The organism is Leucobacter rhizosphaerae (assembly GCF_022919175.1).
Classification (GTDB): domain Bacteria; phylum Actinomycetota; class Actinomycetes; order Actinomycetales; family Microbacteriaceae; genus Leucobacter; species Leucobacter rhizosphaerae.
On the sequence record NZ_CP095043.1, the window covers coordinates 458,515 to 484,880 of the forward strand.

A 26,366-nucleotide genomic window follows, 5' to 3' on the forward strand; every position below is an offset into this window, starting at 1 on the left:
ATGGCTCGCTCATTCTCCGAGTTCGGAAACGCCCTCTACACCGGTGAGAAGTCGATCAACTTCATCGGCCGCCGGAAGACGTGGTACACGATCTCCGCGGTGCTGATCCTCATCGCGATCCTCGGACCGCTGCTCCGCGGCGGGTTCACCTTCGGCATCGAGTTCACCGGCGGCAGCCAGTTCCAGGTCCACCTGGAGCAGGGTCAGGATCGGGACCCGCAGATCGCCGAGGAGGCGGTCCGAGAGGTCCTGCCCTCCAGTGCCCCGCGCGTGTCCCAGCTCGGCCCGACGGACATCCGCGTGCAGACCGAAGCGCTGAAGGACGCTGAGAACCAGGAGGTCACGGCGGCACTCGCCGAGGGCTACGGCGTCGAGGAAGCCGACGTGACGTATTCGTTCATCGGGCCCGCCTGGGGACAGGACATCACGCGCCAGGCGATCATCGCGCTCATCGTCTTCATCGTCTTCGCCACGCTGGTGATGGCGCTCTACTTCCGCACGTGGAAGATGTCGATGGCCGCGATGGTCGCGCTCTTCCACGACCTCATCATCACCGCGGGGATCTACGGGATCTCGGGCTTCGAGATCACCCCGGCAGCGATGATCGGCTTCCTCACCATCCTCGGTTACTCCCTCTACGACACCGTCGTGGTCTTCGACAAGATCCGCGAGAACACGTCGCCCGGGGAGATGAGCGATCGCCGCACCTTTGCGGAATCGGTCAACCTCGGCGTCAACCAGACCCTCGTGCGCTCGATCAACACCTCGGTCGTCGCGCTGCTTCCTGTGGGTTCGATCCTCTTCATCGGTGCGTTCGTGCTCGGTGCGGGCACGCTCCGCGATATCTCGCTCGCGCTCTTCATCGGTATCTTCGTCGGGGCGTACTCCACCATCTTCATCGCCGCACCGGTCTACGCGCAGCTCCGACAGGATGAGCCGTCGATCAAGGACCGCGATGCGAAGGTGCTCCGCGCTCGCGCAAAGGAATCCGCCGATTCCGACGCCGATACCGCAGAGTCCGAGGCCGCGACCGCACGCTAGCCTCGCGGCCTGCGGGCCGCCGTTCCGGCGTTTTCTGGGAATGCCATCGTGTGGTGTAGCGTTCTATCAGTCGAGGGAGGTAGCACGTGGCAGTGAACGATACCGCGCAGAGCGGCACTCCGTCGCTGCGTCGACTCGTGCCGCGAATCTTCTCCCGGGGGAGCGCACCCGGGGCGGTCGACCAGCTCGTCCGCACGGTGCGCAGCAACCACCCGCGCGCCGACCTCTCGATGATCGAGCGCGCGTACACGGTCGCCGAGCGCGCGCACCGCGGCCAGAAGCGGCGGAGCGGTGAGCCGTACATCACCCACCCGATCGCGGTGGCCCAGATCCTCGCCGATCTCGGCATCGCACCGGTCGCGATCGCGGCTGCCCTGCTGCACGACACCGTCGAGGATACGGAGTACTCGCTCGACCAGCTGACCGCCGAGTTCGGCGAAGAGGTCGCGATGCTCGTCGACGGCGTGACGAAGCTCGACAAGCTCAAGTACGGCGATTCCGCGCAGGCGGAAACGGTGCGCAAGATGGTGGTCGCGATGTCGCGCGATATCCGTGTGCTCGTGATCAAACTCGCCGACCGGCTCCACAACGCGCGCACCTGGGGCTTCGTCTCCAGCGACTCCGCGAAGCGCAAAGCGCAGGAGACGCTCGAGATCTACGCACCGCTCGCGCACCGTCTCGGCATCCAGTCGATGAAGTCGGAGCTCGAGGATCTCTCTTTCGCGGTGCTGAAGCCGAAGCTCTACGCCGAGATCGAGAATCTCGTCAGCCAGCGCAACCCGCAGCGCGACGAGGTCGTGGGAGCGGTGATCCAGTCGATCGAGACGGATCTGCGCGAGGCGAAGATCCGCGGCGAGGTGACGGGGCGTCCCAAGGAGCTCTACTCGATCTATCAGAAGATGATCGTGCGGGGCCGCGACTTCGACGACATCTACGACCTCGTCGGCATCCGGGTGCTGGTCGCCTCGATCCGGGACTGCTACGCGGTGCTCGGTGCCGTGCACGCGCGGTGGACGCCGATCCCGGGCAGGTTCAAGGACTACATCGCCACCCCCAAGTTCAACTTGTACCAGTCGCTGCACACCACGGTGATCGGTCCCGACGGCCGCGCCGTCGAGATCCAGATCCGCACGGTGGAGATGCACCAGCGCGCCGAGTTCGGTGTGGCGGCGCACTGGAAGTACAAGCAGCGTCAGCAGGGGCAGCAGCAGCCGAGCTCCAACGACATGGCGTGGCTCGCCCACATCTCCGACTGGCAGGCCGAGACCGAGGATCCGAGCGAGTTCCTCGATGCACTGCGCTTCGAGATCGGGGCCAAGGAGGTCTACGTCTTCACCCCCAAGGGCCGGGTCGTCGGGCTGCCGGCCGGGGGCACGACGGTCGACTTCGCCTACGCCGTGCACACCGAGGTGGGGCACCGAACGATGGGTGCCCGGGTGAACGGGCGTCTCGTGCCGCTCGAGACGCCGCTGCAGAACGGCGACGTCGTCGAAGTCTTCACGTCGAAGGACCCGAATGCCGGGCCGAACAAGTCCTGGCTCACCTTCGTCAAGAGCAAGCGCGCCCAGAACAAGATCCGGCAGTGGTTCACGAAAGAGCGCCGCGACGAGGCCGCGGAGACCGGCAAGGTCGAGATCACGAAAGCGCTTCGCAAGCAGGGCATGCCGCTCCACCAGGTCATGAACTCGGCCGCGTTGCAGCAGGTCGCACTTCAGCTCCGGCTCGCCGACGTGACCGCGCTCTACGCCGCGGTCGGAGAAGGGCATGTCTCCGCCCAGTCGGTGATCGAGAAGGTCTCGGCCCTGGTCTTTGACGACCAGGTGTCGTCGGAGCCCGCGCTCGCGACGCTGCCCATTATCGAGTCGCCGCGGACCTCGAAGGCCTCGGCCACGAGCGGGGTCGTCGTGACGGGCGCCTCCGATGTGCTCGCGAAGCTCGCGAAGTGCTGCACGCCCGTACCCGGTGATGAGATCCGCGGATTCGTCACGAAGGGGCAGGGGGTCTCGGTGCACCGCGTGAACTGCCACAACTTCCAGGAGCTGCAGCACCAGCAGGAGCGGCTCATCGACGTGGAGTGGGCGCCGACGTCGAAGAGCGTCTTCCTCGTGCAGATCCAGGTCGAGGCGCTCGACCGGTCCGGATTGCTCTCCGACGTCACCCGCACGCTCTCCGAGCATCACGTCAACATCCTCTCGGCGTCCGTGAACACGTCCACCTCCCGCCTCGCGATCAGCAAGTTCGTCTTCGAGATGGCGAATGCGACGCACCTCGAGCACGTGCTGAACGCCGTGCGCCGCATCGACGGCGTCTACGACGTCTATCGCATCCAAAGCTGACCGGCGCGGGCGCATCCGGAGCTGACCGGCGCGGGCCGGTTCACCCCGCGCATCGTTCGAGTCGTGCCAGCGCCTGCGCCCGGAACGGCCGCCCGGCGGACCGGAGGCGCTCGTGGAGTCGTTCCGCGCCGTCGGGTGCCCGCCCCAGCAGCAGACGGCAGGCGACGTGGTCGGTTCGAGTGAAGTCCGCGGGGCTGCGGAGCAGGTCGAAGACGGTCCGGAGCGGCGACGTGACGAGCGCCTGATCCAGGGGGACCAGGTCACCCGGTACGAACTGGAACTCGTGCAGCTCCACGATGCGGGACGCGGTGCGGAAGGCCCGCCGCGAACCGCGCATGGCGAAGTGGAGCGGTGTTCCCGGGTCGCGCGCGGCGCCCCAGATCCACGCGGCCACACGCTGCACCGCGATGCGCTGCTCGGTGAGCCAGGGAGCGAGGGCGTGCGCCCGCACCCGCGGGGTCTCGGGCCATCCGACCGGTCGGGTTCCAGGACCGCACCGGACGAGGGTGCCGCGGTGCAGCTCGGCCGACCGAATGGCGACGGGCCAAAGATCCGTGCGGGGGATCGCGGAGAGCGTGGGCGCGAGGAGATGCGGCCCGCTCGTCGCGCGGGGAGGGGAGGTCGGGAGTGCCATGACCCCATCTTCACCCCACGGCGGCGCCCACTCTCGATGACGGCGCGATCTGTGGACAACGCACCCCGAGGATCACGCCGGACCCCCTCGGGGGACGGAGACTCAGTCCCCGAGGGCGGCGAGCCAGGACTGCTGCGTCTGCAGCTTCGCCTCGGCATCCGACACGGCACGCGTGTCGCCCGCCGCACGTGCGGCCTCGACCTCGGTCGTGAGCTCCGCGATCGACGCCTCGAGCTGCCCGCGAAGGCCCTCGCTGCGCGCCTTGGTCTCGGGGTTCGACTTCCGCCAGTGCTCCTCCTCGAGACCCTTCACGTGGTCCTCGATCTTGCGCAGACGCCCTTCGATGTCGCGGAGCGCCTCCCGCGGCACGCGCCCGAGCTCATCCCAGCGGAGCTGGATCGCGGTCAGCGCCTTGCGCGCCGAGGTGTGCTGGGTCTCCGACAGGATCGGCTCCGCCTCGTCGAGCAGGGCCTGCTTCGCGACGAGGTTCGCGGTGTACTCCTCGTTCGTCTGCGCCGTCTCCGCCGCCTTCGCGTCGTAGAGCACGTCGCCGGCGGCCTTGAACCGCGCCCACAGCTGGTCATCGAGCTTGCGGCTCGCACGTCCGGCGGCCTTCCACTCGTCGAGCAGGTCGCGATAGGCGGGGATGCCGTCGATGCCCTTCGGCGCCAGGGCCTCCGCGGCGGCGATGATCCGCTCCTTGCGCTGCTTCACGTCCTTGTTGTTGGAGTCCATCTGTGCGAAGTGGGCGCGCCGCGCGGTATCGAAGGTCTGACGCGCCGACCGGAAGCGCTTCCAGAGCGCATCCGCCTGCCCCTTGGGCACCTGGGGACCGTTCTTCTGAGCCGTCTGCCAGTCGGCGAAGAGCTGCTCGAACGCGAGGCTCGTGTCCTTCCAGCGGATGGACGCCTCAGGCTGCGCCGCGAGCCGCTCGGCCTCGGTGATGATCGCCTCGCGCTTGGCGAGGGCCTCCTGCCGCGCCGCGTCGCGCTCGGCCTGCTGCTTCTCGGTGAGCTCAGCGGCCTTGCCACCGAGCTTGTCGACGCGTGCGCGCAGTGCCGCCAGGTCGCCGACCGCGGCCGGCTCGACGAGCTGCTGCTGCAGCTTGGCGACGGTGCCGGCGACGGAGGCCTCGGCGGTGCCGCGGGCGATGCGCGCCTCGAGCAGGGTGACCTGACCCTCGAGATCGGCGTACTTCCGCGTGAAGTAGGCGAGCGCCTCTTCCGGTGTACCGTCGGGGAACGACCCCACGGCGCGCTCGGTGTCGCCCTCTCGGACGTATACCGTGCGTTCCTCGTCGACTCGGCCCCAGGGGGTTTCGTTGGTCGCTTCGCTCACCGTGCTACTCACCTGTCAGTTGTGGGGTCGGCGGAATCGCCGACATGACTCTCCCACTATGCCATAGCCCGGCATCGATAGCATGGCCTGGTGACCACCTCCGCAGTTCCCGGCCAGACGGCACCGCTCGCCGTGCGCATGCGGCCGCGCTCGCTGGACGAGGTCGTCGGTCAGCAGCACCTGCTGAAGCCCGGGTCGCCGCTCCGGGTGCTCGCGGCCGAGGGGGAGGCCACACGAGGTGCCGTGTCCATCATTCTCTGGGGCCCGCCGGGCACGGGGAAGACGACGCTCGCACAGGCGATCGCGCACTCCAGCGGCCGTCGCTTCGTCGAGCTCTCGGCGGTGACCGCCGGCATCAAGGACGTTCGCACGGTGATGGAGCGCGCGCTGAACGACCGCGACCTCTACGACATCGCGACGGTCCTGTTCCTCGACGAGATCCATCGCTTCACGAAAGCGCAGCAGGATGCGTTGCTGCCCGGGGTGGAGAACGGCTGGGTCACCCTCGTGGCCGCGACGACCGAGAACCCCTCGTTCTCCGTCATCAGCCCGCTGCTCTCCCGATCACTGCTGCTCACGCTCGAACCGCTCCAGGACGAGGATCTGCGCACATTGCTCGTGCGTGCGGTCGAGGACCCCCGAGGGCTCGCCGGGAGCGTGGTGCTCGAGGACGACGCGCTCCAAGCGCTCGTGCAGCTGGCGTCGGGTGACGCCCGCCGTGCACTCACCGGGCTCGAGGCTGCGGCGGCATCCGCACTCGCGGGGGCGGGCGCCGCGGGCACCGATCCCGACGCGGACGCGGAAGCCGACGCTGATCCCGATTCCGATACCGAGGCCGCGGCTTCCGATCCGCCGCACATCACCGACGAGATCGTGTCCTCCTCCATCGACCGCGCGCTGCTCCGCTACGACAAGAACGGCGACCAGCACTACGACGTCATCAGCGCGTTCATCAAGTCGCTGCGCGGATCCGATCCCGACGCCGCGATCCACTATCTGGCGCGCATGATCGAGGCCGGTGAGGATCCGCGCTTCATCGCACGACGGCTCATGGTGCACGCGGCCGAGGACGTCGGCATGGCGGATCCGCAGGCCCTCCCGATCGCGGTGGCCGCAGCGGAGGCGACGCAGCTCATCGGACTCCCCGAGGCGCGCATCCCGCTGGCCGAGGCGACGATCTACATCGCGACCGCCCCGAAGTCCAACGCCGTCATCACGGCGATCGACGCGGCCATCGCCGACGTGAAGGCGGGGCGATTCGGTCTGGTGCCGATTCACCTGCGCGACGGCCACTACCCGGGCGCCAAGCGCCTCGGTCACGGCAAGGGCTATCGCTACCCCCACAACGATCCTCGGGGTGTCTCGGAGCAGCAGTACCTGCCCGACGAGCTCGTCGGCCGCACCTACTACGAACCGGTGGCGCGCGGATACGAGCGGGAGATCGCGGAACGACTCGAGAAGATCCGTCGGATCACGCGCGGGATCTGATAAGCTATTCTCTGGCCTACACGGCCCTCGCCGTTGGCTGCGCGCGTGGGGCGCGTGGCAGTCGCCCTGTAGCCGGGTTTCTGCACTGGTCGTTCCCTCACCGAAGACGGTGTGCTGTGTCGCGTGCATCGCTGATCGAGTCGATCGAGTCAGCCGATGCGGACACAGCGTGGCCGAGAGAACATGCGATTCGATCCCGAACCGCGAACAGAAACCCGAAAGGACACACGTGTCGACTACGTCGCGTACCCGCTCACAGACCCGCCGCTCGCGGGCACTGGGCATCGCCCTCACCCCGAAGGCCGCCAAGTACATGGAGAAGCGCCCGTACGGCCCCGGCCAGCACGGACGCACGAAGCGCAAGAGCGACAGCGACTACGCGGTCCGCCTGCGCGAGAAGCAGCGTCTCCGCGCCCAGTACGGCATCCGCGAGAAGCAGCTCACCATCGCGTTCAAGGAGGCCCGTCGTCAGGGCGGCCTGACCGGCGAGAACCTGGTCGAGCTCCTCGAGATGCGCCTCGACGCCCTCGTGCTCCGTGCCGGCTTCGCCCGCACCACCGCGCAGGCGCGTCAGCTCGTCGTGCACCGTCACATCCTCGTCGACGGCAAGATCGTCGATCGCCCGTCCTTCCGCGTGAAGCCCGGACAGCTCATCCACGTCAAGGAGCGCTCCGAGGGCATCGAGCCCCTGCAGGTCGCCGCTGCCGGTGGCCACGCCGAGGTGCTGCCGAACGTTCCCGGTTACCTCGAGGTCGAGCTCGACAAGCTGCAGGCGCGCCTCGTGCGCCGCCCGAAGCGCGCAGAGGTCCCCGTGACCTGCGAAGTGCAGCTCGTGGTCGAGTACTACTCGGGCCGCTAGCACACAGCGCAACGAAACGAAGAGGGCACCGGTGATCCGGTGCCCTCTTCGTCGTTTCCGGGCCGTGCCGTGTTCCGGTTGTCCAGGTTCTCGTCCCGGCCGAGTCGACCTGCGGCGGGAAGGTCGGGCGTCTCGCGTGCATCCGCACGTGCGCTCGGCTCCGAGCTCGACTGTGAGCGACTGCCGGGGTGAAACGTGCAAAGGCTCACGGAATTCGCTCACACTCTGGGTTGCGGGTGCGAGTGTGAGCAATTTCTGGGGCATTGAGCGCAAGAATTCACTGAAATCGCTCTCGCTCGCGTGGGGGTGCTCGACGACATCGGGCAGCGACTCAGCAGCGATCGAGTCATGGGGAGTCCCACGGCCCGCTGAATTCGTCCTATTCGCGCGGGCCCATGCGAAACCCATGCGAATCGCATAGCGTCGCTCCGTATCCATGAAGCATGGATACCGCAGAGACCTCCGAACCGCTCGCACCCACGGACCCCCAAGGCCCCCAGCGACGCCGCTGGCGTCTCAGAACCGCCATCATCTCGACGGCGACCGCTCTCGCCCTGGTCCTCGGCGGCGCCGCCGCCTGGGCGGCGGACCGCTTTCTCATCCCCAAGGTCGAGATCTCGGACGTCGCGCAGTACGAGGCGAGCCAGACCGCCACGGGCGCCAACGTAGACGCCACCGATGACGACACCAGCGTCACCGTGACGCAGGAGACGCGGGGCACGGGCGAGGACACCATCACGCTCACGATCGCGGACGTCCAACTCGGAGATGCGACGGACCTGCGCTCCGCGTTCGCGCACAACCAGTTCGGCGAGAACATCACCCAGACCACGAGCGAGATGGCCGAGGCGAACGACGCCGTGTTCGCGGTCAACGGCGACTACTACGGATTCCGCAGCACCGGGATCGTGATCCGCAACGGCGTCGCCTACCGCGACGAACCCGCACGGGAGGGGCTGGCGATGTACACCGACGGCCGCGTCGAAGTGTACGACGAGACCTCCACGTCGGCCGACGAGCTCGTCGCCGCGGGGGTGTGGAACACGCTGAGCTTCGGTCCCGCGATCGTCGAGGACGGCCAGGCGGTCGACGGCATCGAGGACGTCGAGATCGACACGAACTTCGGCAATCACTCGATCCAGGGCCAGCAGCCGCGCACCGCGATCGGGGTGATCGACGAGAACCACCTCGTCTTTGTGGTGGTGGACGGCCGGGATCCCGGCACGAGCCGGGGAGCCACGCTCACCGAGCTCGCCGACATCATGCTCGAGCTCGGCGCCGAGACCGCCTACAATCTCGACGGCGGGGGCTCGTCGACGCTCTACTCCGACGGCGGGGTCGTGAACCGCCCGTCGAACGGCGGCGAGCGCGGCACCAGCGACATCCTCTACGTGGCGGGCTGAGCCGTGCTGATCCTGATCCCCGCGTACGAACCGGGCGACGCACTCCCGGCCCTCGTTCGTGCGCTCCGTGCGGGCCGCCCCGAGGCGGCGGTGCTCATCGTCGATGACGGCTCGGGGCCCGCCTACGCGCACGTGTTCGCCGCGGCGCGCGATGCGGGTGCCGCGGTCCTCGTCTCCTCGCGCAACCACGGCAAGGGGCACGCGCTGAAGCTCGGCTTCGCGGAGGCTGAGCGCACGCATCCCGGAGCGGACGTCGTCACGGCGGATGCGGATGGCCAGCACGAGGTCGGGGACATCCTGGCGATCGCGGACGAGCTCGACCGGTCGCGCGGCCGGGAGGACGCCGCGATGGTCCTGGGGTGCCGGGCGTTCACCGGTGCGGTCCCGCTCCGCAGCCGTCTCGGCAACGCCGTCGCACGTCGGTTGTTCCGCGCAGCCGCCGGGTGGGCGCTCTCGGACACGCAGACCGGCCTGCGCGGGATCCCGCACCGGATGCTGCCGTGGCTCCGCACCGTCCCCGGGGAGCGATTCGAGTACGAGCAGCAGGTGCTCCTCCGGCTGCGGCGCGCGGGGTTCGGCGCCCGGGAACTCCCGATCCGCACCGTGTACCTGCAGCACAACCCCTCCAGCCACTTCCGTCCCGTCCGCGATTCGCTCCGGGTACTCGCGCCGATCGCCCGATTCGCCGCGTCGTCGCTGCTCGCCTTCGTCGTCGACGCCGCGGTGCTCGCGGTGCTGCTCGGGATCACCGGGCTGCTCGTCCCGTCGATCGTGATCGCTCGCCTCACGAGCGCCTCCGTGAACTTCGCGGTGAACCGTCGAGTCGTGTTCCAGCGGCGCGGACGCGGTGCTCTGGGGCGGCAGATCGTGCAGTACTCGCTGCTGGCGATCCTGCTGCTGGCCTCGAACATCGTCTGGATGTCTTTTCTCACCGACGCCGGGGTGCCGCTCTGGATCGCCAAGCTCACCACCGAGGCGGTGCTCTTCGCGACGAGCTACGGCGTGCAGCGCGGGGTGGTGTTCGCAGGGCCCCGGGAGCCGGAGGCCGCATTCCCGGAGAACGAACGGGTCACGCACATGGATCGCATAGCAACGTCGGGCTGACTGGGAGCATGAAGGATCATCAGGCACGCTCCCGCACGATCGCCGACGGCTCGGTGTCTCAGGCCCGCGCCCTCATTGTCGACGATGAGCGTTCCCTCGCCGACCTCATCGGCATGGCGCTCCGCTACGAGGGGTGGGAGACGCGGATCGCCGAGAGCGGTACCGAGGCCCTCTCCGCCGCGCGCGAGTTCGCGCCCGACGTCATCGTCCTGGACATCATGCTGCCCGACCTCGACGGGGTAGGTGTGCTGCAGCGGCTACGGGAGAGCGGGGACGGGGTCCCGGTGCTGTTCCTCACCGCGAGGGATTCTGTGCAGGATCGCATCACCGGGCTCAGTGAGGGCGGTGACGACTACGTCACCAAGCCGTTCAGCCTCGAGGAGGTCGTCGCCCGGGTGCACGCGCTCGTGCGCCGGTCGGGCGGGCGACCGGCCGCACCCGCGGACGAGGTGCTGCGGGTCGGGGATCTGACCCTGGATCCGCGCAGCTATGAGGTGCAGCGCGGCGGTGACGCGATCGAGCTCACTCAGACCGAGTTCGAGGTGCTGCGCGCGCTGATGGAGCACGAGCAGCGGGTCGTGACGAAGGCGGCCCTCTACGAACAGGTCTGGCACGAGGAGTTCGACGGCACGTCGACGGTGGTCGAGCTGTACATCTCCTACCTCCGGAAGAAGATCGAGCTCGGGCGGACGCCGATGATCCGGACCGTGCGCGGGGTCGGCTATCTGCTGAAGGCGGGTCCCGATGCCTAGGACCGCGCGGAACGGGAGTGCGCCAAGATTCGAGCCGCGGCCGTCGCAGTGGTCCCTCCGCACCCGGATCGTCGCCGTGCTGGCGTTCACCGTGATCGTGCTCTCCGGCACCATCGCCGCAATCGGGCTCACCTCACTCCGCTCGTCGCTCGTGGACCAACTCGATTCCGAGCTCCACATGCTCTCCTCGCGCGTCATGTTCGCGGTCGAACCGGGGAGCGGGCCGGGGGAGCCGGGGCAGAGCACCGGGGGGAGCGTGGATCTCGGGCAGATCTTCGACGGCCCGGGGGCCTCCGCGGGTTCCATCCTCATCCTGGCGAACTCGGCCGGCGTGTCGGGCATCACCCTCGACAGTGCCTTTTCGGTGCAGTCGCTCAGCGTCGAACAGCTGACCGCGATCCTCTCGGACTGGCCCGACTCGGCGTCGCGCGACGCGACCCCGGGCGACGGCCTCGGCGGATACCGGTTCCTCCTCGAACAGCGCGGGGACAGCACGGTCGTTGTCGGCGTGCCGCTCGCCCCGGTCGAACAGACCATCTCGTCGCTCGGGGTGACCATGGCGATCGTGGCGATCCTCGGCTGCCTCGGGCTCGGATCCCTCGCCGCCTGGTACATCCGACACGAACTGCGCCCGCTCGAGCGCGTCGCCGCGACTGCGGAGTCCATCGCGCGGACCCCGCTCGAGCGCGGCGCGGTGGACCTCGAGCGGGCGGACGCCCCGGGTGAGGGGGCCGCGACCGAGGTGCGCCGGCTCGTCTCCGGGTTCAACGCCATGATCGATCAGGTCGCCCAGGCCTTCGGCGCCCGCAACGCGAGCGAGGAGAAAGTGCGTCGGTTCGTCGCCGACGCCTCCCACGAGCTGCGCACCCCGCTCGCCTCGATTCGCGGGTACTCGGAGCTCACGCGGCGGATGTCCGACGACCTGCCACCGGACGCGGTCTACGCGCTCGGCAGGATCGAGTCCGAGTCCGTGCGGATGACGAGCCTGGTCGAGGACCTCCTGCTGCTCGCCCGGATCGACGAGGGCCAGGAGTTGGAGCTCCGTCCCGTCGCGCTCGGCGAGCTCATCGCCGACGTGGTGAACGACGCCGCGGCCGCGGGACCGGAGCACGAGTGGTCTGCCGACCTGCCGGACGGCACGGTGACGATCTCCGGTGACCCGGGCCGGCTGCAGCAGGTGCTCGTCAATCTCCTCGCGAACGCGCGGGTCCACACCCCGGCGGGAACCCGGGTCACGATCTCCCTGCAGGAGCTGCCGGACACGGTCCGGATCATCGTGGCCGACACGGGGCCCGGGATCCCGGAGGCGTTCCTGCCCCGCCTGTTCGAGCGCTTCACCCGAGACGACTCCTCGCGGGCACGGGCGACGGGAAGCACCGGGCTCGGTCTCGCCATCGTCCACGCCATCGTGCACGCGCATCACGGGACGGTCGGGGTGCGCAGCGCACCGGGGGACACCCGGTTCTCGGTCGAACTGCCCCGGAGCTCGCCCACCCCGAGTTGAATGCCGCACCCGCTAAGCTGGAGCGCGTGTCGGCGCGAGTGAACTCGTGCGCGATCGACGTCGATGAAGGGATGATCACATGCAGAAGCTCCGATGGCTCGTGAGCGGTGCGGTAGTGGGGTTCATTGCCGCCCACCTCGTCAACCAGACCACGGAGGGTCGCCGGTTCTTCGATCGTGTGAACCGCGGGATCGCGGAGTTCAACCGGGCGTTCGACAAGGGCTACCACGACGCCGAGGCCCCCGACGCCGGTGACGACGTCGAGGCGGCGCTCCGCGCGCTCCCCGACAAGCCGTAGTCCGACCCGCTCGTCCCGAATCAAAGGATCCTCCCGGATGCAGACCGCTGAAATCCACCGCCGCTGGCTCGACTTCTTCGAGAAGCGCGGACACACCGTCGTGCCGTCCGCGTCGCTCGTCAGCGACGACCCCAGCCTGATGTTCACGGTCGCCGGCATGGTGCCGTTTGTGCCGTACCTCTCCGGACTCGTCCCGGCACCGTACCCGCGTGCCACGAGCGTCCAGAAGTGCATCCGCACCAACGACATCGAGGAGGTCGGCCGCACGCCGCGCCACGGGACCTTCTTCCAGATGTGCGGCAACTTCTCCTTCGGCGACTACTTCAAGGAGGGGGCGATCACGTTCGCGTGGGACCTGCTCACGACGAGCGAGGCCGACGGCGGCCTCGGGTTCGATCCGAAGGATCTGTGGGTCACCGTCTACGAGGAGGACGACGAGGCGCTCGCCCTCTGGAAGCAGCACTCGACGCTCCCCGACGAGCGCATCCAGAAGCTCGGCAAGGACACGAACTACTGGTCCACGGGGCAGCCGGGGCCCGCGGGGCCGTGCTCCGAGATCTTCTACGACCTCGGTCCCGAGTACGGGATCGACGGCGGCCCGGCGACCGATGACGATCGGTACGTCGAGATTTGGAACCTCGTGTTCATGCAGTACCAGGTCGCGGACGTGAAGTCGAAGACCGACTTCACGATCCTCGGCGAACTGCCGAAGAAGAACATCGATACCGGGCTCGGTCTTGAGCGCGTCGCCTTCATCAAGCAGGGCGTGCAGAACATGTACGAGATCGATCAGGTGCGTCCGGTGCTCGATCGTGCCGCAGCGCTCTCGGGCACCACGTACGGGGCCGATCACACCGACGACGTGCGACTCCGCGTGATCGCCGACCACGTCCGCTCCGGGCTCATGCTCATCGCCGACGGGGTCACGCCGTCGAACGAGGGTCGTGGATACATCCTCCGTCGCCTGCTCCGCCGCGTCACGCTGTCGATGCGCCTGCTCGGCGTCGAGGGCCCGAGCTTCGCGGAACTGTTCCCGGTGTCGCGCGACGCGATGTCCGCGGCCTACCCCGACGTCGCCCGCGACTTCGACTTCATCTCCCGGGTGGCGTACGCGGAGGAGAAGACGTTCCTCCGCACGCTCGGCGCGGGCATCCAGATCCTGGACGGCGCCGTCGCGGCGGCCCGGGCGGACACCACGGGTGGCAGCGCCCCCGCGGCGCTCCCCGGAGACACCGCCTTCCTGCTGCACGACACCCACGGGTTCCCCATCGAGCTGACGCTCGAGATCGCCGAGGAGGCCGGCGTCTCCGTCGACCACGAGGTCTTCGCGTCGCTCATGCAGGAGCAGCGCGACCGCGCGAAGGCGGACGCGAAGGCGAAGAAGGGGCAGCGCGCCGACCTCTCCATCTACAAGTCGCTCCGCGGGCTGGGCGAGACCCTCTTCACGGGATACGACGAGCTCGAGCACGAGAGCCGGGTGCTGGGGATCGTCGTCGACGGCCAGCCCGTCACGGAGGCCCGGGAGGGCCAGATCGCCGAGGTCGTGCTCGCCGAGACCTCGCTGTGGGCGGAGTCCGGCGGCCAGGATTCCGATCAGGGGCTCATCATCGGCGACGGCTTCGAGGCCGAGGTGCTCGACGTGCAGAAGCCCGTCCCGGGTCTGATCGTGCACACGGTCAAGGTCGTCGTCGGCACCATCGGGATCGACGCCCGGGCCGAGACCCGTGTCGACGCCGATTACCGGCGCGGCGCGACGCAAGCGCACTCGGGCACACACATCGTGCACGCGGCGCTGCGCGACGTGCTGGGATCCGGCGCGCACCAGGCCGGTTCCTACAACAAGGCGGGGTACCTGCGCCTCGACTTCACGCACAGCGACGCGCTCTCGACCGAGACGAAGAGCGAGATCGAGGAGATCTCGAACCTCGCGATCCGCTCGGACTTCGAGGTCGTGACGCGCGAGATGCCGATCGACGAGGCGAAGGCGCTCGGCGCCATGGCGCTCTTCGGGGAGAAGTACGGCGATCGCGTGCGGGTCGTCGACATCGGAGGCCCGTGGTCGCGGGAGCTCTGCGCGGGCACGCACGTCTCGAGCTCGGCAGAAATCGGCATGATCAGCCTCATCTCCGAGAGTTCGGTCGGGTCGACGAACCGCCGGGTCGAGTCGCTCGTCGGCATCGAGGCGTTCCGCAACTTCGCTGCGGAGCGCGCGATCGTGCAGCAGCTCACCAGCGGACTCAAGGTGCCGCGCGGGGAGCTGATCACGAAGGTGCAGGATCTCGGCGCGCAGTTGAAGCTCGCGGAGAAGCGCATCGCATCGCTCGAGGCGGAGAAGCTCGCGCAGCGGGTGCCGCAGCTCATGGCCGGCGCGGAACGGATCGGCTCGCTCCGGCTCGTCGTCGCGTCGCTCGGCGCCGTGGGCTCTGCCGACGACGTCCGTGGCCTCGTGCTGCGGGTTCGGGAGCAGCTGGGAAGCGACCCGGCCGTGGTGGTCCTCGCCGCCGCAGCCGGCGACAAGCCGGTCGTGATCGCGGCGACAAACGCCGCCGCTCGCGAGTCCGGCGTCAAGGCCGGGGCCCTCGCGAAGCTGGGCGCCCAGGTGCTCGGCGGCGGTGGCGGCGGCAAGGACGACCTCGCTCAGGGCGGCGGTACCGACATCACTCGGCTCGACGATGCGCTCACCGAGATCCGCCGCAGTCTCGAGGCCTAGGCCGTGAGACCCGGTGTGCGGCTCGGCATCGACGTAGGGAAAGCCCGCGTCGGTGTCGCCCGCAGCGACCTGCACGGCATGCTCGCCACGCCGGTGGAGACGGTGCTGCGGGATCTCGACGGGGACTCGGCATTCACGCGGCTCGTGGCGATCGCCGGCGAACTCGATGCGGCCGAGGCCATCGTCGGCCTCCCGCTGAATCTCCGCGGAGAGCGCACCCCGTCGACGGACGACGCGGTGGCGTTCGCCGAGGAGCTGGCCCGACGGTTCGCACCGCTCGGCATCCCGGTGCGGCTCGTCGACGAGCGCCTCTCGACGGTATCGGCCCAGGGTCAGCTGCGGCAGGCGGGCAAGAAGACCAAGCAGAGCCGCGGCATCATCGATCAGGCTGCGGCGGTGGTCATCCTGCAACACGCTCTGGATATGGAGCGCGCGCGTGGCGAAGCCCCGGGTAGTGTGGTCGAGAACGCTGACCGGGCACCTGAGGGGGGAACGCCGGAATGAATGCACGCACGCGCGGCGAATCGAGTGGTACCGGGCGGCGAGTCCTGATCTCGCTGCTGGTGGCGGTGCTGCTGCTGGGCGGCCTCGCCGCGGGCGGTACCTACCTCTGGTCCCAGTACGGTCCGCGGATCTCCCAGACCATGGGCTGGACCAGCAACGATTACGAGGGCACCGGCACCGGCGAGGCGATCGTCGTGATCACCGCTGGGGAGATCGGCGAGGACATCGCGGTCTCCCTCGAGGAGGCCGACGTCGTGAAGACCTCGGAGGCGTTCTACGAACTGCTGCTCGAGCAGGATCCGGCGGTCGAGTTCCTCCCGGGTTCGTACCGGGTGAAGCTGCAGATGAGCGCGCAATCGGCGCTCGAGGCCCTCCAGGACCCCGCGAACCGCATGGCCTACACGGCGATGATCCCGGAGGGGAAGTCCGTGGCGCAGACGCTCGAGATCATCTCGGCGGGCGCGGACATCCCGCTCGAGGAGCTGCAGGCCGCCGCCGCGGACCCCGCAGCCTTCGGGCTCCCCGAGGGTGTGACGAGCCTCGAGGGCTGGCTCTTCCCCGCGACCTACGAGTTCGAGGAGACCACCACGGGCGTCGAGGCGATCTCGCGGCTCGTGGAGCAGCAGAAGCTCGTGCTCGATGAGCTCGGCGTGCCGGTGGAGGATCGTGAGCGAGTGCTCAACATCGCCGCGATGGTGCAGCGCGAGGGGGGCCGGATCGAGGACTTCGGCAAGGTTTCCCGCGTGATCCAGAACCGACTCGCCCAGGAGATGCTGCTGCAGATGGATTCGACGGCCCAGTACGGCATGGGCCAGCACGACGACGGCAGCGTCTGGTCCACGGACGAGGCTCTCGCGGACGACAACCCCTGGAACACCTACGTGCACCTCGGGCTGCCGGCGGGGCCGATCTCGAACCCGGGTCGTGATGCTATCGTGGCGGCGCTGAACCCAGAGCCGGGGGACTGGCTCTACTTCGTCGCGGTGAACCTCGACACGCGCGAGTCCGTGTTCACGTCGACGATCGAGGACCACAACGCCGCGGTCGAGCAGCTCAACCAGTGGTGCATCGCAAACCCCGGTCGCGGCTGCTAGTGCCGCAGCAGCTCGCGGTGCTCGGCGATCCGATCGCGCACTCGAAGTCGCCGCTGATCCACCGTGCGGCGTACGCAGAGCTCGGGCTGGACTGGGAGTACACCGCGATCCGATGCGGTCGAGACGCGCTCAGCGAGCTGCTGACCTCGCGCGACGCCGACTGGCGCGGCTTCTCGGTGACCATGCCGCTGAAGGAGGAGGCGCACCGTCTCGCCGCGGTGCTCGACCCGGTCGCTCGTGAGAGCGGGGTCGTGAACACGCTGCTGCGGCTCTCCGGGGCCGCGGGCTGGGCCGGGTTCAACACCGATGTCGCGGGCCTCGCGACGGCGATCCGCCGCAGTGGTCTCGACGCACGGCGCACCGTGGTCCTGGGATCCGGGGCGACCGCCGTGTCGGCGGTGCTGGCTGCGCGCCGCCTCGGCGCCGAGCACGTCACGATTGTCGCGCGCAACGCGGCCGCGGCGGCCGAGCTGGTCGACCGCTTCTCGGGCACCCGCGAGACGACCTCGGCCGCCCCCGTCGAGCTGGCCGCAGTGAGCCCGACGGCGTGGCGCACCGACCCCGCCGCGCTCCTCGCTTCCGCGACCCTGGTCGTCTCGGCGCTGCCCGGACCCGCGAGCCGGGAGCTCGATGTGCCCGACGGCCTCACGCGGATCCCCCTGTTCGACGTCGCCTACGACCCGTGGCCCTCGCCGCTCGCGGTCCGCTGGACCGGTGCGGGTGGACAGGCCCACTCGGGGCTCGGGATGCTCGTCGCCCAGGCGCTCATCCAGATCCGGATCTTCCAGCACGGCGATCCTGACACCGCGGTTGCGGACGAGGACGAGGTGCAGGCGGTGATGCAGCGCGCGCTCGACTCCGTCAGTATGGGAGAATAGCGGGTATGCTGCGTTGGCTCACTGCCGGGGAATCCCACGGCCCCGAACTCATTGCCGTCCTCGAGGGGCTCCCGGCCGGGGTGCCGGTGTCGCTCGACGAAATTCGCGAGGATCTCGCCCGACGCAAACTCGGGTACGGCCGCGGCTCGCGCATGAAGTTCGAGCAGGACGAGCTGCATCTCTCCGGCGGTGTGGTGCAGGGCGTCTCCATCGGCGGTCCGGTTGCGATCCGCGTCGGCAACACGGAGTGGCCGAAGTGGACCGAGGTGATGAACCCGGAGCCGACCGAGCTCTCGGAGAAGTCCCGCGGCCGCGGTGCGCCGCTCACTCGGCCGCGTCCGGGCCACGCCGACCTCACGGGGATGCAGAAATACGGATTCGCCGAGGCGCGCCCCGTGCTGGAGCGCGCGAGCGCCCGCGAGACCGCTGCCCGTGTCGCGCTCGGCGCCGTGGCCCGCGCGTTCCTGCGCGAGCTCGGGATCACCCTCGTGAGCCACACCGTCGCACTCGGCGACGTCGCCGTACCCGCGGGCGCCCGACTGCCACGACCGGAGGACGTCGCAGCCCTCGACGCCGATCCGCTACGGTGCTTCGACGCCGGGACCAGCGCGCAGATGGTCGTGGAGGTCGACGACACGAAGAAGTCCGGCGACACCGTCGGCGGCATCGTCGAGGTGCTGGCCTACGGCCTCCCGCCGGGACTCGGCTCCTACGTGCACTGGGATCGCCGTCTCGACTCCCGACTGGCCGGGGCGCTCATGGGCATTCAGGCGATCAAGGGCGTCGAGGTCGGTGACGGGTTCGAGACCACCCGCCGCCGCGGCTCCGTGGCCCACGACGAACTGCACGTCGTCGACGGGGAGATCACCCGCGACACCGGACGTGCAGGCGGCATCGAGGGCGGCATGACCACCGGTCAGATCCTGCGCGTTCGCGCCGGCATGAAACCGATCGCCACGGTGCCGCACGCCCTGCCGACGATCGACACGGCCACGGGTGAGGAGACCAAGGCGCACCATCAGCGCAGCGATGTCTCCGCGGTGCCCGCTGCCGGGGTCGTCGCCGAGGCGATGGTGGCACTGGTGCTCGCGGACGCCGTGACGGAGAAGTTCGGCGGTGACAGCGTGGCGGAGACGCGCCGCAATCTGCAGGGGTATCTCGCGGCGATTCCGGATCAGCTCACCACCGCCATCGAGTCGTGAGCGGCTCGAGGCGGGCGCAGCGCGACGCGGGACTGCCCGCGCCCGCGGCGACGCCTCAGCCCAAGCCGTCGCCGCCCACGAACCCGATCCCGATCCCGACGCGAAGTGTCGAAAGCGCGACCCCGGCCGGTCAGCCCGCGTCGCGTGCGCCGCGGTCCCGTCGTCGCAGACGCCGTCGGCGCGGTCCCAGCCTGCCCGACCGCACCGTCGTGTTCGTCGGTCCGATGGCCGCGGGCAAGACCAGCCTCGGCAAGCGGGTCGCCCGGGAGCTCGGGATCCCGTTCGTCGACAGCGACGCCGTGATCGTGCGCGGCCACGGGCCGATCACCGCCTTCTTCGAGACCCACGGCGAAGCCGAGTTCCGGCGAATCGAGGCGGAGGTGATCGCGGCCGAGCTCGCGCATCCCGGGGCGCGGATCCTGGCGCTCGGCGGCGGAGCCGTGCTGACCGAGAGCACCCGGATCCTGCTGCGTCAGCACCCGGTCGTGCTGCTCACGACGACCCAGGAGGCCGTGCTGCGGACGGCGAACATCGCCCGGCGCCCGCTGCTGCGCGACGACCCGAACGCCTGGGGGCGGATCTTCGAGGAACGCCGCCCCCTCTACGAGGAGGTCGCGGACGTCACGTACCGCACCGACCGCGCCACCAAAGAACAGCTCGCACGACGCGTCGCCCAGTGGGCGCGCAGCTTCCGGAAGGACACCGCATGACCTCGACCGCCACCACCATCCCGGTCACCGGAGAGTCCGAGTACACCGTGACGGTCGGACGCGGGGTGATCGACCGGCTGCCGGAGGCGCTCGGCGACCGCGTCAACAAGGTGCTCATCGTGCACACCCCGACCGTCGGTCGGCTCGCCGAGGAACTGCGCGAGCAGTTGCAGGGGCGCTATGAGCAGGTGCTGCTGGCCGAGGTGCCCGACGCCGAGTCGGCGAAGCGGGTCGAGGTCGCCGCCTTCTGCTGGCAGATCCTCGGGCAGGCCGACTTCACGCGCAGCGATGCGGTCGTCGGCCTCGGCGGCGGTGCCGTCACCGACCTCGCCGGGTTCGTCGCGGCGACGTGGCTCCGCGGCGTCCGTCTCGTCCACGTACCCACCACCGTGCTCGGCATGGTCGATGCCGCGGTCGGCGGCAAGACGGGCATCAACACGGCCGAGGGCAAGAACCTCGTCGGCAGCTTCTACGCACCGAGCGCGGTGCTCTGCGATCTCGATCTGCTGGCCACGCTGCCGCGCAACGAGATCCTCGCGGGGTTCGCGGAGGTTGCCAAGTACGGGTTCATCGCCGAGCCCGAGATCCTTGACATCCTGGAGGCCGACATCGACCGCGCCACCGACCCGTCCACACCCGAGTTCCAGCGGGTGGTCGAGCTCTCGATCGGCGTGAAGGCCCGTGTGGTCTCGGAGGACTTCCGCGAGGGCGGCCTCCGAGAGATCCTGAACTACGGGCACACCCTGGGCCACGCGATCGAGCACGCGGAGCGCTACCAGTGGCGTCACGGCGTCGCCATCTCCATCGGCATGATCTACGCGGCGGAGCTCGGACGCCTGGCCGGCGCCCTCTCGGACGAGGTCGTCGATCGGCACCGCCGGATCCTCGAGTCGCTGACGCTGCCGCTGTCCTACCCGGCGGGCCGCTGGCCCGGGCTGCTCGCCACGATGCAGCGCGACAAGAAGGCCCGCGCGGGCATGCTGCGCTTCATCGTGCTCGACGACATCGCCAAGCCCCGGGTGCTCGCGGGCGTCGACGACTCGATGCTGCAGTTCGCCTACCAGGAGATCGCGAACTAACAACGGCCATTTCTGGCCGTTGTCGCGAGCTCCCGAGCACGTCTCGGGCTCGGTGTAGGGGCCCGCGTTCGGCGGCGCCGTGATCGCGAACGAACAACGGCCATTTCTGGCCGTTGTCGCGAGCTCCCGAGCACGTCTCGGGCTCGGTGTAGGGGCCCGCGTTCGGCGGCGCCGTGATCGCGAACGAGGCCGATTCAGCGGATCCGGAACCCCTGTCCCTCGATGATGAGGGCCAGCACCCGGCGGTCCTCGCGGTGCATGACACCCTCGACAAACCTCGTCAGCGCGCGGTCGAGGGTGACGGTCCCGGCGCTGTCGGCAACCTTCTGCAGGAGCGCCACGAGCGTGCGTGGCGCGAGCACGGACTCCTCGAGGCCCGGCCGCCCGTCGATCTCGCGCTCCGTCGACACGAAGGCGTCGAAGCCTTCGCCGTGCGCCCCCGCGAACACCTGCTGACTGATGAACGCCGCTCGCGCGACCCGGTGGAGCGCATCCACGGGGAGCTCCGGCGGGAGTTCGCCGCGGTCATCGGCGATCGCGGCTGCGGCGAGCAAGGCGTTCTCCGCCGGAAAGTCGGCGTAGTCGCGGGCGGCATCGGGATAGTGCACCCGGTAGCTGTTCGCGCCGAATCGGTTGACGAGCTCCGCGCTCAGTCGATCGAGCCCGCGGTACCGGTGCGGGGTCTGCTCGTTCGCGGTGGCGAGGATGACGAAGCCGGGGGCGATGCGCACCGCACGCCCCGCGTCCTCCTGCACGGCGAGAGTGTCACCCGGGCGCAGCTGCAGGATCCGATTGAGGCGCTTCAAGAACTCGGGCGGCATCGCGTTGACCTCGTCGAGGATCACCGGTCGGCCCTCGGCCATGGCGCGCAGCAGGGGGCCGGCGACGAAGACGCTCGACGTCGCGCCGCCCTCGGCCCGCAGTTCGTGACTCCCGATGACCTGGGCGCTGGTGATGTCGCCGTACCCGGAGATGAGCTCAGGATCGCGGCCGATCGCCGCGCGGCTGAGGTGCTCCGCGAGCGCGGTCTTCGCGCCGCCGGTCTCTCCCACGAGCAGGATCGGATCGCCGCGCAGCATCGCCGGCGTCGCCTCGGCGATGATCCGACGCATCTGGTCGGTCATGAGCAGGCCCGTGCGCAGCTGGCGGCGAGCGTCGCGGAGCGCCACGGTGCCGAGCGCCTCGAGCACGTCGTCGCGCACTCGCTCCGTCGTGATGCTCCGGTGCCAGACCGCGTCGTTCTGATCGCGCGCGGGGTCGAGGTCGCGGTCGGATCCGGCGTCGCGGTCGGTCCCGGTCCCGGTCCCGAGGAGACTCCGCACCGTCCGCTGTTCGCCCGCGGTGAGCGGCCGCCCGTCGGCAATCGCCCGAGCCACGAGATCGTCGGCTTGCCGACGCCGCTCCGCTGTCCGACGGTCGGCGAGACGTGCCTCCGCCGCGACCCGGAGCGAGCGAGCCCGGGCATCGAGTGCGTCGTCGACGAGGGCACCGTGCGCCTCGGACGAACGGAGCTCGGCGGTTCTGCGGAGCAGCGCCTCGAGTTCCGACGCGAGCGCCGTCCGATGCGCGCTCTCCGCACTCCGCAGTGCCCTGCGAACTCGGCGGGCTTCGCCGGAGAGCTGCTGCAGTTCGCGCAGCACGGGATCCGCATCGGTCGGGAGCATACGGTCACGCTATCAGTCACGGATAGTGTGTGAGGATGACCGACCACGCTCGTGACGCAGCCGCCGGGCCCCACGGGTTCGGAGGCGACCTTCGCGCGCAGCTCGAGGCCGCCGGCGCGATCGTGGGAACGCCGATCCTCGTCACCGACGGCGCCGACTGGGAACTCACCCCGCGCGGTCTGCGTGTGGGCCTCGGCCATTTCACCGCGCTCGGGCACAGCGACGCGGAAGCCGTCGCGCTGTCGCTCCTCGAAGTCTGGCAGCACGTGCGATTCCCGCGCGTCTCCCCGGAGCGCGATCGGCGTCGGGCCGCGCTCTCGACCGGACGACCCGAGCTCGCGCCGCTCCTCGAGACCGTCACCCGGCTGCAGGCGGCAGCGGAGCTTCTGACGGTCGTTCCCGCGGCGCAGGATCCGCTCGCGGCTGCGGCCTCCCGCTCGCTCCCGGCGACCCTGCTCGAGTGGCCACGCCACCTGCAGTGGATCGGGATCCTCCTGCACATCGGCCTGCTGCGCCGCGTCGACGGGGACCCGGGCACGGCGCTCGACGGGGTCGTTGACCCGGCCGTCGCCGAGGAGTGGCGGCAGCTGCAGCGGCGCGGGGGCACGGGGCCGGACCCGGTGCGCAGGGTGACCGCGCCGGATCCTACACGGTCGGGGCTCCTGCGGTGGGAACGCGCCGTCGCGCTGCTCCTGCCCGCGTTCGAACGCCTGCGCGCCCAGGATGTCGCCGAGCGGGGGCTCGGGGTGGGCGACCGGGCGCACCGGGCGGACGACGGGTCCAGCGATCCGGCGCCCGACGACCTCGCTGGCACCGGCCCCGGTGGCGATCCGGACGCCGCGGAGAGCGACGCCTACAGCCCCACCGAGGACGCGTCCGAGACGGACGCAGCCGCGACACCCCCGGATCCCGCTGCGGACCGGGCCCGGGCCGGGGACGGCGCCGAGCACGCGGAGGGCGCAGACCTCTTCGCGGCTGAGCAGGCCGGGTTCGTCCGTGCGTTCCTGTCCACCCCCATGCCGGCAGCGGGCGCGCTGGTGCTCGACGCCGGTGACCTGCCCCAGGATGCGCGAGCGACGGGCGATTCCGCGGCGAGCGATCGCGCGGGCGGCGCGGGCGCGGGCGGCGCGGGCGCGGGCACGCGGGCGGGTGCGGGCGCTGCTCTCGATTACCGACGACGCGCCGAGGAGCTGAGCGACGCGATCGGCCGCATGCGCGAGGTGTGGTCGCGCGTGATCGCGGAGCGGGTCGCCGAGCGCCGGGTCCCCGGCCGACGCGCTCGTGACGAGGGGGATACGTTGCGGCTCGAGTCCCTCGCCTCCGCCGTTGCGGACGCGATCGCGGGGGTGCCGCGCCCGAGTGCGTTCGTGCAGCGCGAATCACGGGCGCGGCGCACCCGCCGGGCCGGGAGCACCGATTACGTGCTGCTCGTCGACCGATCGGCGTCGATGCAGGGGCCGGTCGCCGAAGCTGCCGCGGACGCGGCGCTCATCATGGTGGAGGCCCTCGCCGGTGCCGAGCGGGACATCCGTCACGCCGAGGATCGGCACGGCGTCGACCTCGAGCTCTCGATCCGCACGGCACTCATCGTGTTCGACGCGCAGGCGCTGATCGTGAAGCCGCTGTCACGGGGCCTCGACGACGACGTTCGCCAGCACCTCGTGCACGCGATACGATCCCCGCGCGGGTCCACCAACGACGGCGCCGCGCTCGGAGCAGCGGCCCGGCAGCTCGGCCTGGGTACTGGGGCGGGTGACGAGGCGAATGCGAGCCCACGCGATGGTCTTGAGCGACGCCGACTCGTGATCTTCGTCGGCGACGGCGGGTCGAACGACCCGGTCGCCGCAGCCCGCGAGCTCCGTCGCTTGCACGAGGCCGGGGTGGAGGTCATCGGTGTGGGGATCGGTAGCGACGAGGTCGTGGAGCGGTTCGCACCCACGAGTCGCAGGGTCGACGATCCTCGCCGCCTGCCCGAGGTGCTCCGCGAGATCGTGGCAGAGGACGTCGCGGAGCGCCGCTCTCCTCGGATACCGTTGCAGCATGAGCCCCACGACCGCGTCTGAACGTCTGCGACTGATCCGGTCGTTGTTCCCCAGTCTTGCGGCCGAGCTCGACGGTGCGTATGAGCGGTTCGGCACCGACGGGGGCGAGCTCGCCTCCGCGCGGGATCTCGACGCCTGGCTCGATGGTGAGGCGGCTCGGTTGCGCTCGGACACCCTCGCCCACGCGCTGTTCCCCGGCGCGTCAGCCGACGCCGCGCAGCGCCTCGGGCGTGCGTTCGGCCTCGCCCGCGCGGCCGCTGACCTCCTGGGAACCGAGGTGCCCGAACCCGAGACGTTCGCAGCGGCCGGGGTGCACTTCTCCCGACTCGGCGAGCACCTCGACGCGGATCCCACCCTGCTCGCGGTGCCGGCACCCTACGGATTCGGTGCGGAGCCGTGGCGAGCGGCCTTCCGCCTCGCCGCCGCGCGGCACCCCGAGGGACTCTCCGTCTCGGATGCGCACCCGGACCCGCTGCTGCTGTCGACTGAGGCGACGGAGGAGTTTGCCCGACTGGACGCCCCGCCCGACGCAACGCTCGCCGTGGTGCGCTCGGACCGCATGTTGTCAGTCGGCGTGTCCTCGGACGGCGTCTCGTCGGACGGTGCCGGATCCCGTGTCCAGTGGACCCTGCGCCTCGTGCCGGGCGCCGACAAGCCGTCGGTGCTCGGTCTGGGCCACACCCACGGTCCGCACGTCTCGCTCCCGGAGATCCTGATGCTGCAGCTGATGCGGACCGAGGCGGGGGAGTCGCCGATCGATGCGTCGAGCTTCACGTGGCTCGCCGGGACGCTCGCCGACGGTCGCCTGGCGGCGCGGCACGTCTTCGACGAGCGGGAGGGTGTGATCCGGATCAGCTGCCGCGAGGTCGGCAATCAGGGGCCGCACCTCGGGGCGCGGCCGCCGATCGCGTAGAAGCGTGCATCACGGGCGTCAGGGTGCGCTTGCCATTCATTCACTCATTCATTCGTTGGAGCAGAGATCTGCACTCCGGCTGAGAGAATCCGCGAATCCGGTCAGCAGGAGTGCGGATCTCTGCACGAACACGCGCGCGACCCCGGTCGCCAACCGAGCGATGCCCCGGTGTTCGGCGACTGCCCGGTGTTCGGCGCCTACCAGGTGCTCGGTGCCGCGTCCCGGGTCGACGGCAGCCGGGTCGCGCGGCCCCAGGCCAGGATCTCCTCGGGCACCCCGAGCTCGTCGACGTTGGCGCCCGACTTCTCGATGATCTCGCCGACGGGCACGACGCCGCCGCCCCGGCGCAGGATACGCGCCCGCACGACGGCGCGCGCGTAGACCTCGGGGCGGCGATCCGAGCCCGGACGCACGAACCGCTGCTCCATGTACACGGCCTGGTCGTCGAAGCCGAGGATCCGGGACTCGATCCAGAAGCGCATCCACGGGTTCAGCGACTTCCGGTACGAGATCGTCTGCCCGACCACCACCGGGTACCAGCCCTCCCGCGAGAAGAGCGCCATCACGCCATTGCGCTGGATCAGATCGAACCGCGCGACGTCCATGATCGAGAGGTACTTGCCGTTGTTCATGTGGCGGAGGAGATCGAGGTCGGTCGGCCAGACCCGGAAGCGCGAGCGCGCCACATCGGTGAAGGTGAGCTTCGACCCGCGACGGCCGACGAACCACATGTGCCAGAGGGTGCGGAAGAGCATATGCATGCCAGGCAGCCTAGGGTTCGCTCGCGCGCAGTGCGTCCCGATTGTGGCGACC

Annotated in this window: 22 protein-coding genes; 18 read left to right on the forward strand and 4 right to left on the reverse strand. The window is 70.0% G+C overall.

Going from position 1 to position 26,366, the window contains the following annotated elements:
- Entirely contained in the window at window positions 1–1,041 is a 1,041-nt protein-coding gene (gene secF, locus MUN76_RS02100; RefSeq protein ID WP_244686724.1) for a protein translocase subunit SecF, read from the forward strand.
- An 86-nt stretch (window positions 1,042–1,127) separates the two neighbouring features.
- Window positions 1,128–3,377, forward strand: a complete 2,250-nt coding sequence (locus tag MUN76_RS02105; RefSeq protein WP_429953026.1) for a RelA/SpoT family protein — start codon at window positions 1,128–1,130, stop codon at window positions 3,375–3,377.
- A 40-nt stretch (window positions 3,378–3,417) separates the two neighbouring features.
- On the opposite strand, the gene MUN76_RS02110 is transcribed toward MUN76_RS02105, so the two are convergent.
- Window positions 3,418–4,011, reverse strand: a complete 594-nt coding sequence (locus MUN76_RS02110) for a hypothetical protein (RefSeq protein ID WP_244686725.1) — start codon at window positions 4,009–4,011, stop codon at window positions 3,418–3,420.
- Window positions 4,012–4,113: 102 nt separating this feature from the next.
- The gene (locus tag MUN76_RS02115; protein ID WP_244686727.1) at window positions 4,114–5,349 is read right to left on the reverse strand and encodes a DUF349 domain-containing protein; all 1,236 of its coding nucleotides are present in this window, start codon (window positions 5,347–5,349) and stop codon (window positions 4,114–4,116) included.
- Between the two features lie 138 nt (window positions 5,350–5,487).
- Between MUN76_RS02115 and MUN76_RS02120 the strand changes: the two genes are divergently transcribed.
- From MUN76_RS02120 to aroB, 14 genes are all read left to right on the forward strand, one after another.
- Window positions 5,488–6,837, forward strand: coding sequence for a replication-associated recombination protein A (locus MUN76_RS02120; protein WP_244688621.1), 1,350 nt, complete (start codon window positions 5,488–5,490; stop codon window positions 6,835–6,837).
- A 229-nt stretch (window positions 6,838–7,066) separates the two neighbouring features.
- Window positions 7,067–7,696 carry a 30S ribosomal protein S4 gene (gene rpsD, locus MUN76_RS02125; RefSeq protein WP_244686729.1) on the forward strand — a complete coding sequence of 210 codons (630 nt, stop codon included), beginning with the start codon at window positions 7,067–7,069 and terminating at the stop codon, window positions 7,694–7,696.
- Window positions 7,697–8,139: 443 nt separating this feature from the next.
- A complete protein-coding gene (locus MUN76_RS02130) occupies window positions 8,140–9,099 on the forward strand; it encodes a phosphodiester glycosidase family protein (protein WP_244686731.1) in 960 nt (319 codons plus the stop codon).
- A gap of 3 nt (window positions 9,100–9,102) precedes the next feature.
- Window positions 9,103–10,203: a bifunctional glycosyltransferase family 2/GtrA family protein gene (locus MUN76_RS02135; RefSeq protein WP_244686732.1), complete on the forward strand. Its 1,101-nt coding sequence runs from the start codon at window positions 9,103–9,105 to the stop codon at window positions 10,201–10,203.
- Window positions 10,204–10,211: 8 nt separating this feature from the next.
- Window positions 10,212–10,955 carry a response regulator transcription factor gene (locus MUN76_RS02140; RefSeq protein WP_244686734.1) on the forward strand — a complete coding sequence of 248 codons (744 nt, stop codon included), beginning with the start codon at window positions 10,212–10,214 and terminating at the stop codon, window positions 10,953–10,955.
- On the forward strand, window positions 10,948–12,459 hold the full coding sequence (locus MUN76_RS02145; RefSeq protein ID WP_244686736.1) for a sensor histidine kinase: 1,512 nt from the start codon (window positions 10,948–10,950) through the stop codon (window positions 12,457–12,459). The genes MUN76_RS02140 and MUN76_RS02145 overlap by 8 nt, the downstream gene beginning before the upstream one ends.
- 79 nt (window positions 12,460–12,538) lie before the next feature.
- Window positions 12,539–12,757 carry a hypothetical protein gene (locus MUN76_RS02150; RefSeq protein ID WP_244686737.1) on the forward strand — a complete coding sequence of 73 codons (219 nt, stop codon included), beginning with the start codon at window positions 12,539–12,541 and terminating at the stop codon, window positions 12,755–12,757.
- Between the two features lie 37 nt (window positions 12,758–12,794).
- Window positions 12,795–15,467, forward strand: coding sequence for an alanine--tRNA ligase (gene alaS / locus MUN76_RS02155; RefSeq protein ID WP_244686739.1), 2,673 nt, complete (start codon window positions 12,795–12,797; stop codon window positions 15,465–15,467).
- Window positions 15,468–15,470: 3 nt separating this feature from the next.
- Window positions 15,471–15,971, forward strand: coding sequence for a Holliday junction resolvase RuvX (ruvX, locus tag MUN76_RS02160; RefSeq protein WP_244686742.1), 501 nt, complete (start codon window positions 15,471–15,473; stop codon window positions 15,969–15,971).
- The gene (mltG, locus tag MUN76_RS02165; RefSeq protein WP_244686744.1) at window positions 15,968–17,065 is read left to right on the forward strand and encodes an endolytic transglycosylase MltG; all 1,098 of its coding nucleotides are present in this window, start codon (window positions 15,968–15,970) and stop codon (window positions 17,063–17,065) included. The genes ruvX and mltG overlap by 4 nt, the downstream gene beginning before the upstream one ends.
- A complete protein-coding gene (locus tag MUN76_RS02170; RefSeq protein ID WP_244686746.1) occupies window positions 17,065–17,943 on the forward strand; it encodes a shikimate dehydrogenase family protein in 879 nt (292 codons plus the stop codon). The genes mltG and MUN76_RS02170 overlap by 1 nt, the downstream gene beginning before the upstream one ends.
- A 5-nt stretch (window positions 17,944–17,948) precedes the next feature.
- Window positions 17,949–19,145 carry a chorismate synthase gene (gene aroC / locus MUN76_RS02175; RefSeq protein WP_244686748.1) on the forward strand — a complete coding sequence of 399 codons (1,197 nt, stop codon included), beginning with the start codon at window positions 17,949–17,951 and terminating at the stop codon, window positions 19,143–19,145.
- Window positions 19,142–19,855, forward strand: a complete 714-nt coding sequence (locus MUN76_RS02180; RefSeq protein ID WP_244686749.1) for a shikimate kinase — start codon at window positions 19,142–19,144, stop codon at window positions 19,853–19,855. The genes aroC and MUN76_RS02180 overlap by 4 nt, the downstream gene beginning before the upstream one ends.
- Window positions 19,852–20,934: a 3-dehydroquinate synthase gene (gene aroB / locus MUN76_RS02185; RefSeq protein ID WP_244686751.1), complete on the forward strand. Its 1,083-nt coding sequence runs from the start codon at window positions 19,852–19,854 to the stop codon at window positions 20,932–20,934. Before MUN76_RS02180 ends, aroB begins: the two co-directional genes overlap by 4 nt.
- Window positions 20,935–21,128: 194 nt before the next feature.
- Here aroB and MUN76_RS02190 read toward each other — a convergent pair whose 3' ends face one another.
- Window positions 21,129–22,598 carry an AAA family ATPase gene (locus tag MUN76_RS02190; protein ID WP_244686753.1) on the reverse strand — a complete coding sequence of 490 codons (1,470 nt, stop codon included), beginning with the start codon at window positions 22,596–22,598 and terminating at the stop codon, window positions 21,129–21,131.
- A gap of 35 nt (window positions 22,599–22,633) precedes the next feature.
- Here MUN76_RS02190 and MUN76_RS02195 point away from each other — a divergent pair, with 35 nt between their 5' ends.
- Both MUN76_RS02195 and MUN76_RS02200 read left to right on the forward strand, forming a co-directional pair.
- Window positions 22,634–24,661, forward strand: a complete 2,028-nt coding sequence (locus tag MUN76_RS02195; protein WP_244686755.1) for a vWA domain-containing protein — start codon at window positions 22,634–22,636, stop codon at window positions 24,659–24,661.
- On the forward strand, window positions 24,639–25,553 hold the full coding sequence (locus MUN76_RS02200; protein WP_244686756.1) for a hypothetical protein: 915 nt from the start codon (window positions 24,639–24,641) through the stop codon (window positions 25,551–25,553). The genes MUN76_RS02195 and MUN76_RS02200 overlap by 23 nt, the downstream gene beginning before the upstream one ends.
- A 197-nt stretch (window positions 25,554–25,750) precedes the next feature.
- Here MUN76_RS02200 and MUN76_RS02205 read toward each other — a convergent pair whose 3' ends face one another.
- A complete protein-coding gene (locus tag MUN76_RS02205; protein ID WP_244686758.1) occupies window positions 25,751–26,314 on the reverse strand; it encodes a thioesterase family protein in 564 nt (187 codons plus the stop codon).
- Between the last annotated feature and the right edge of the window lie 52 nt (window positions 26,315–26,366).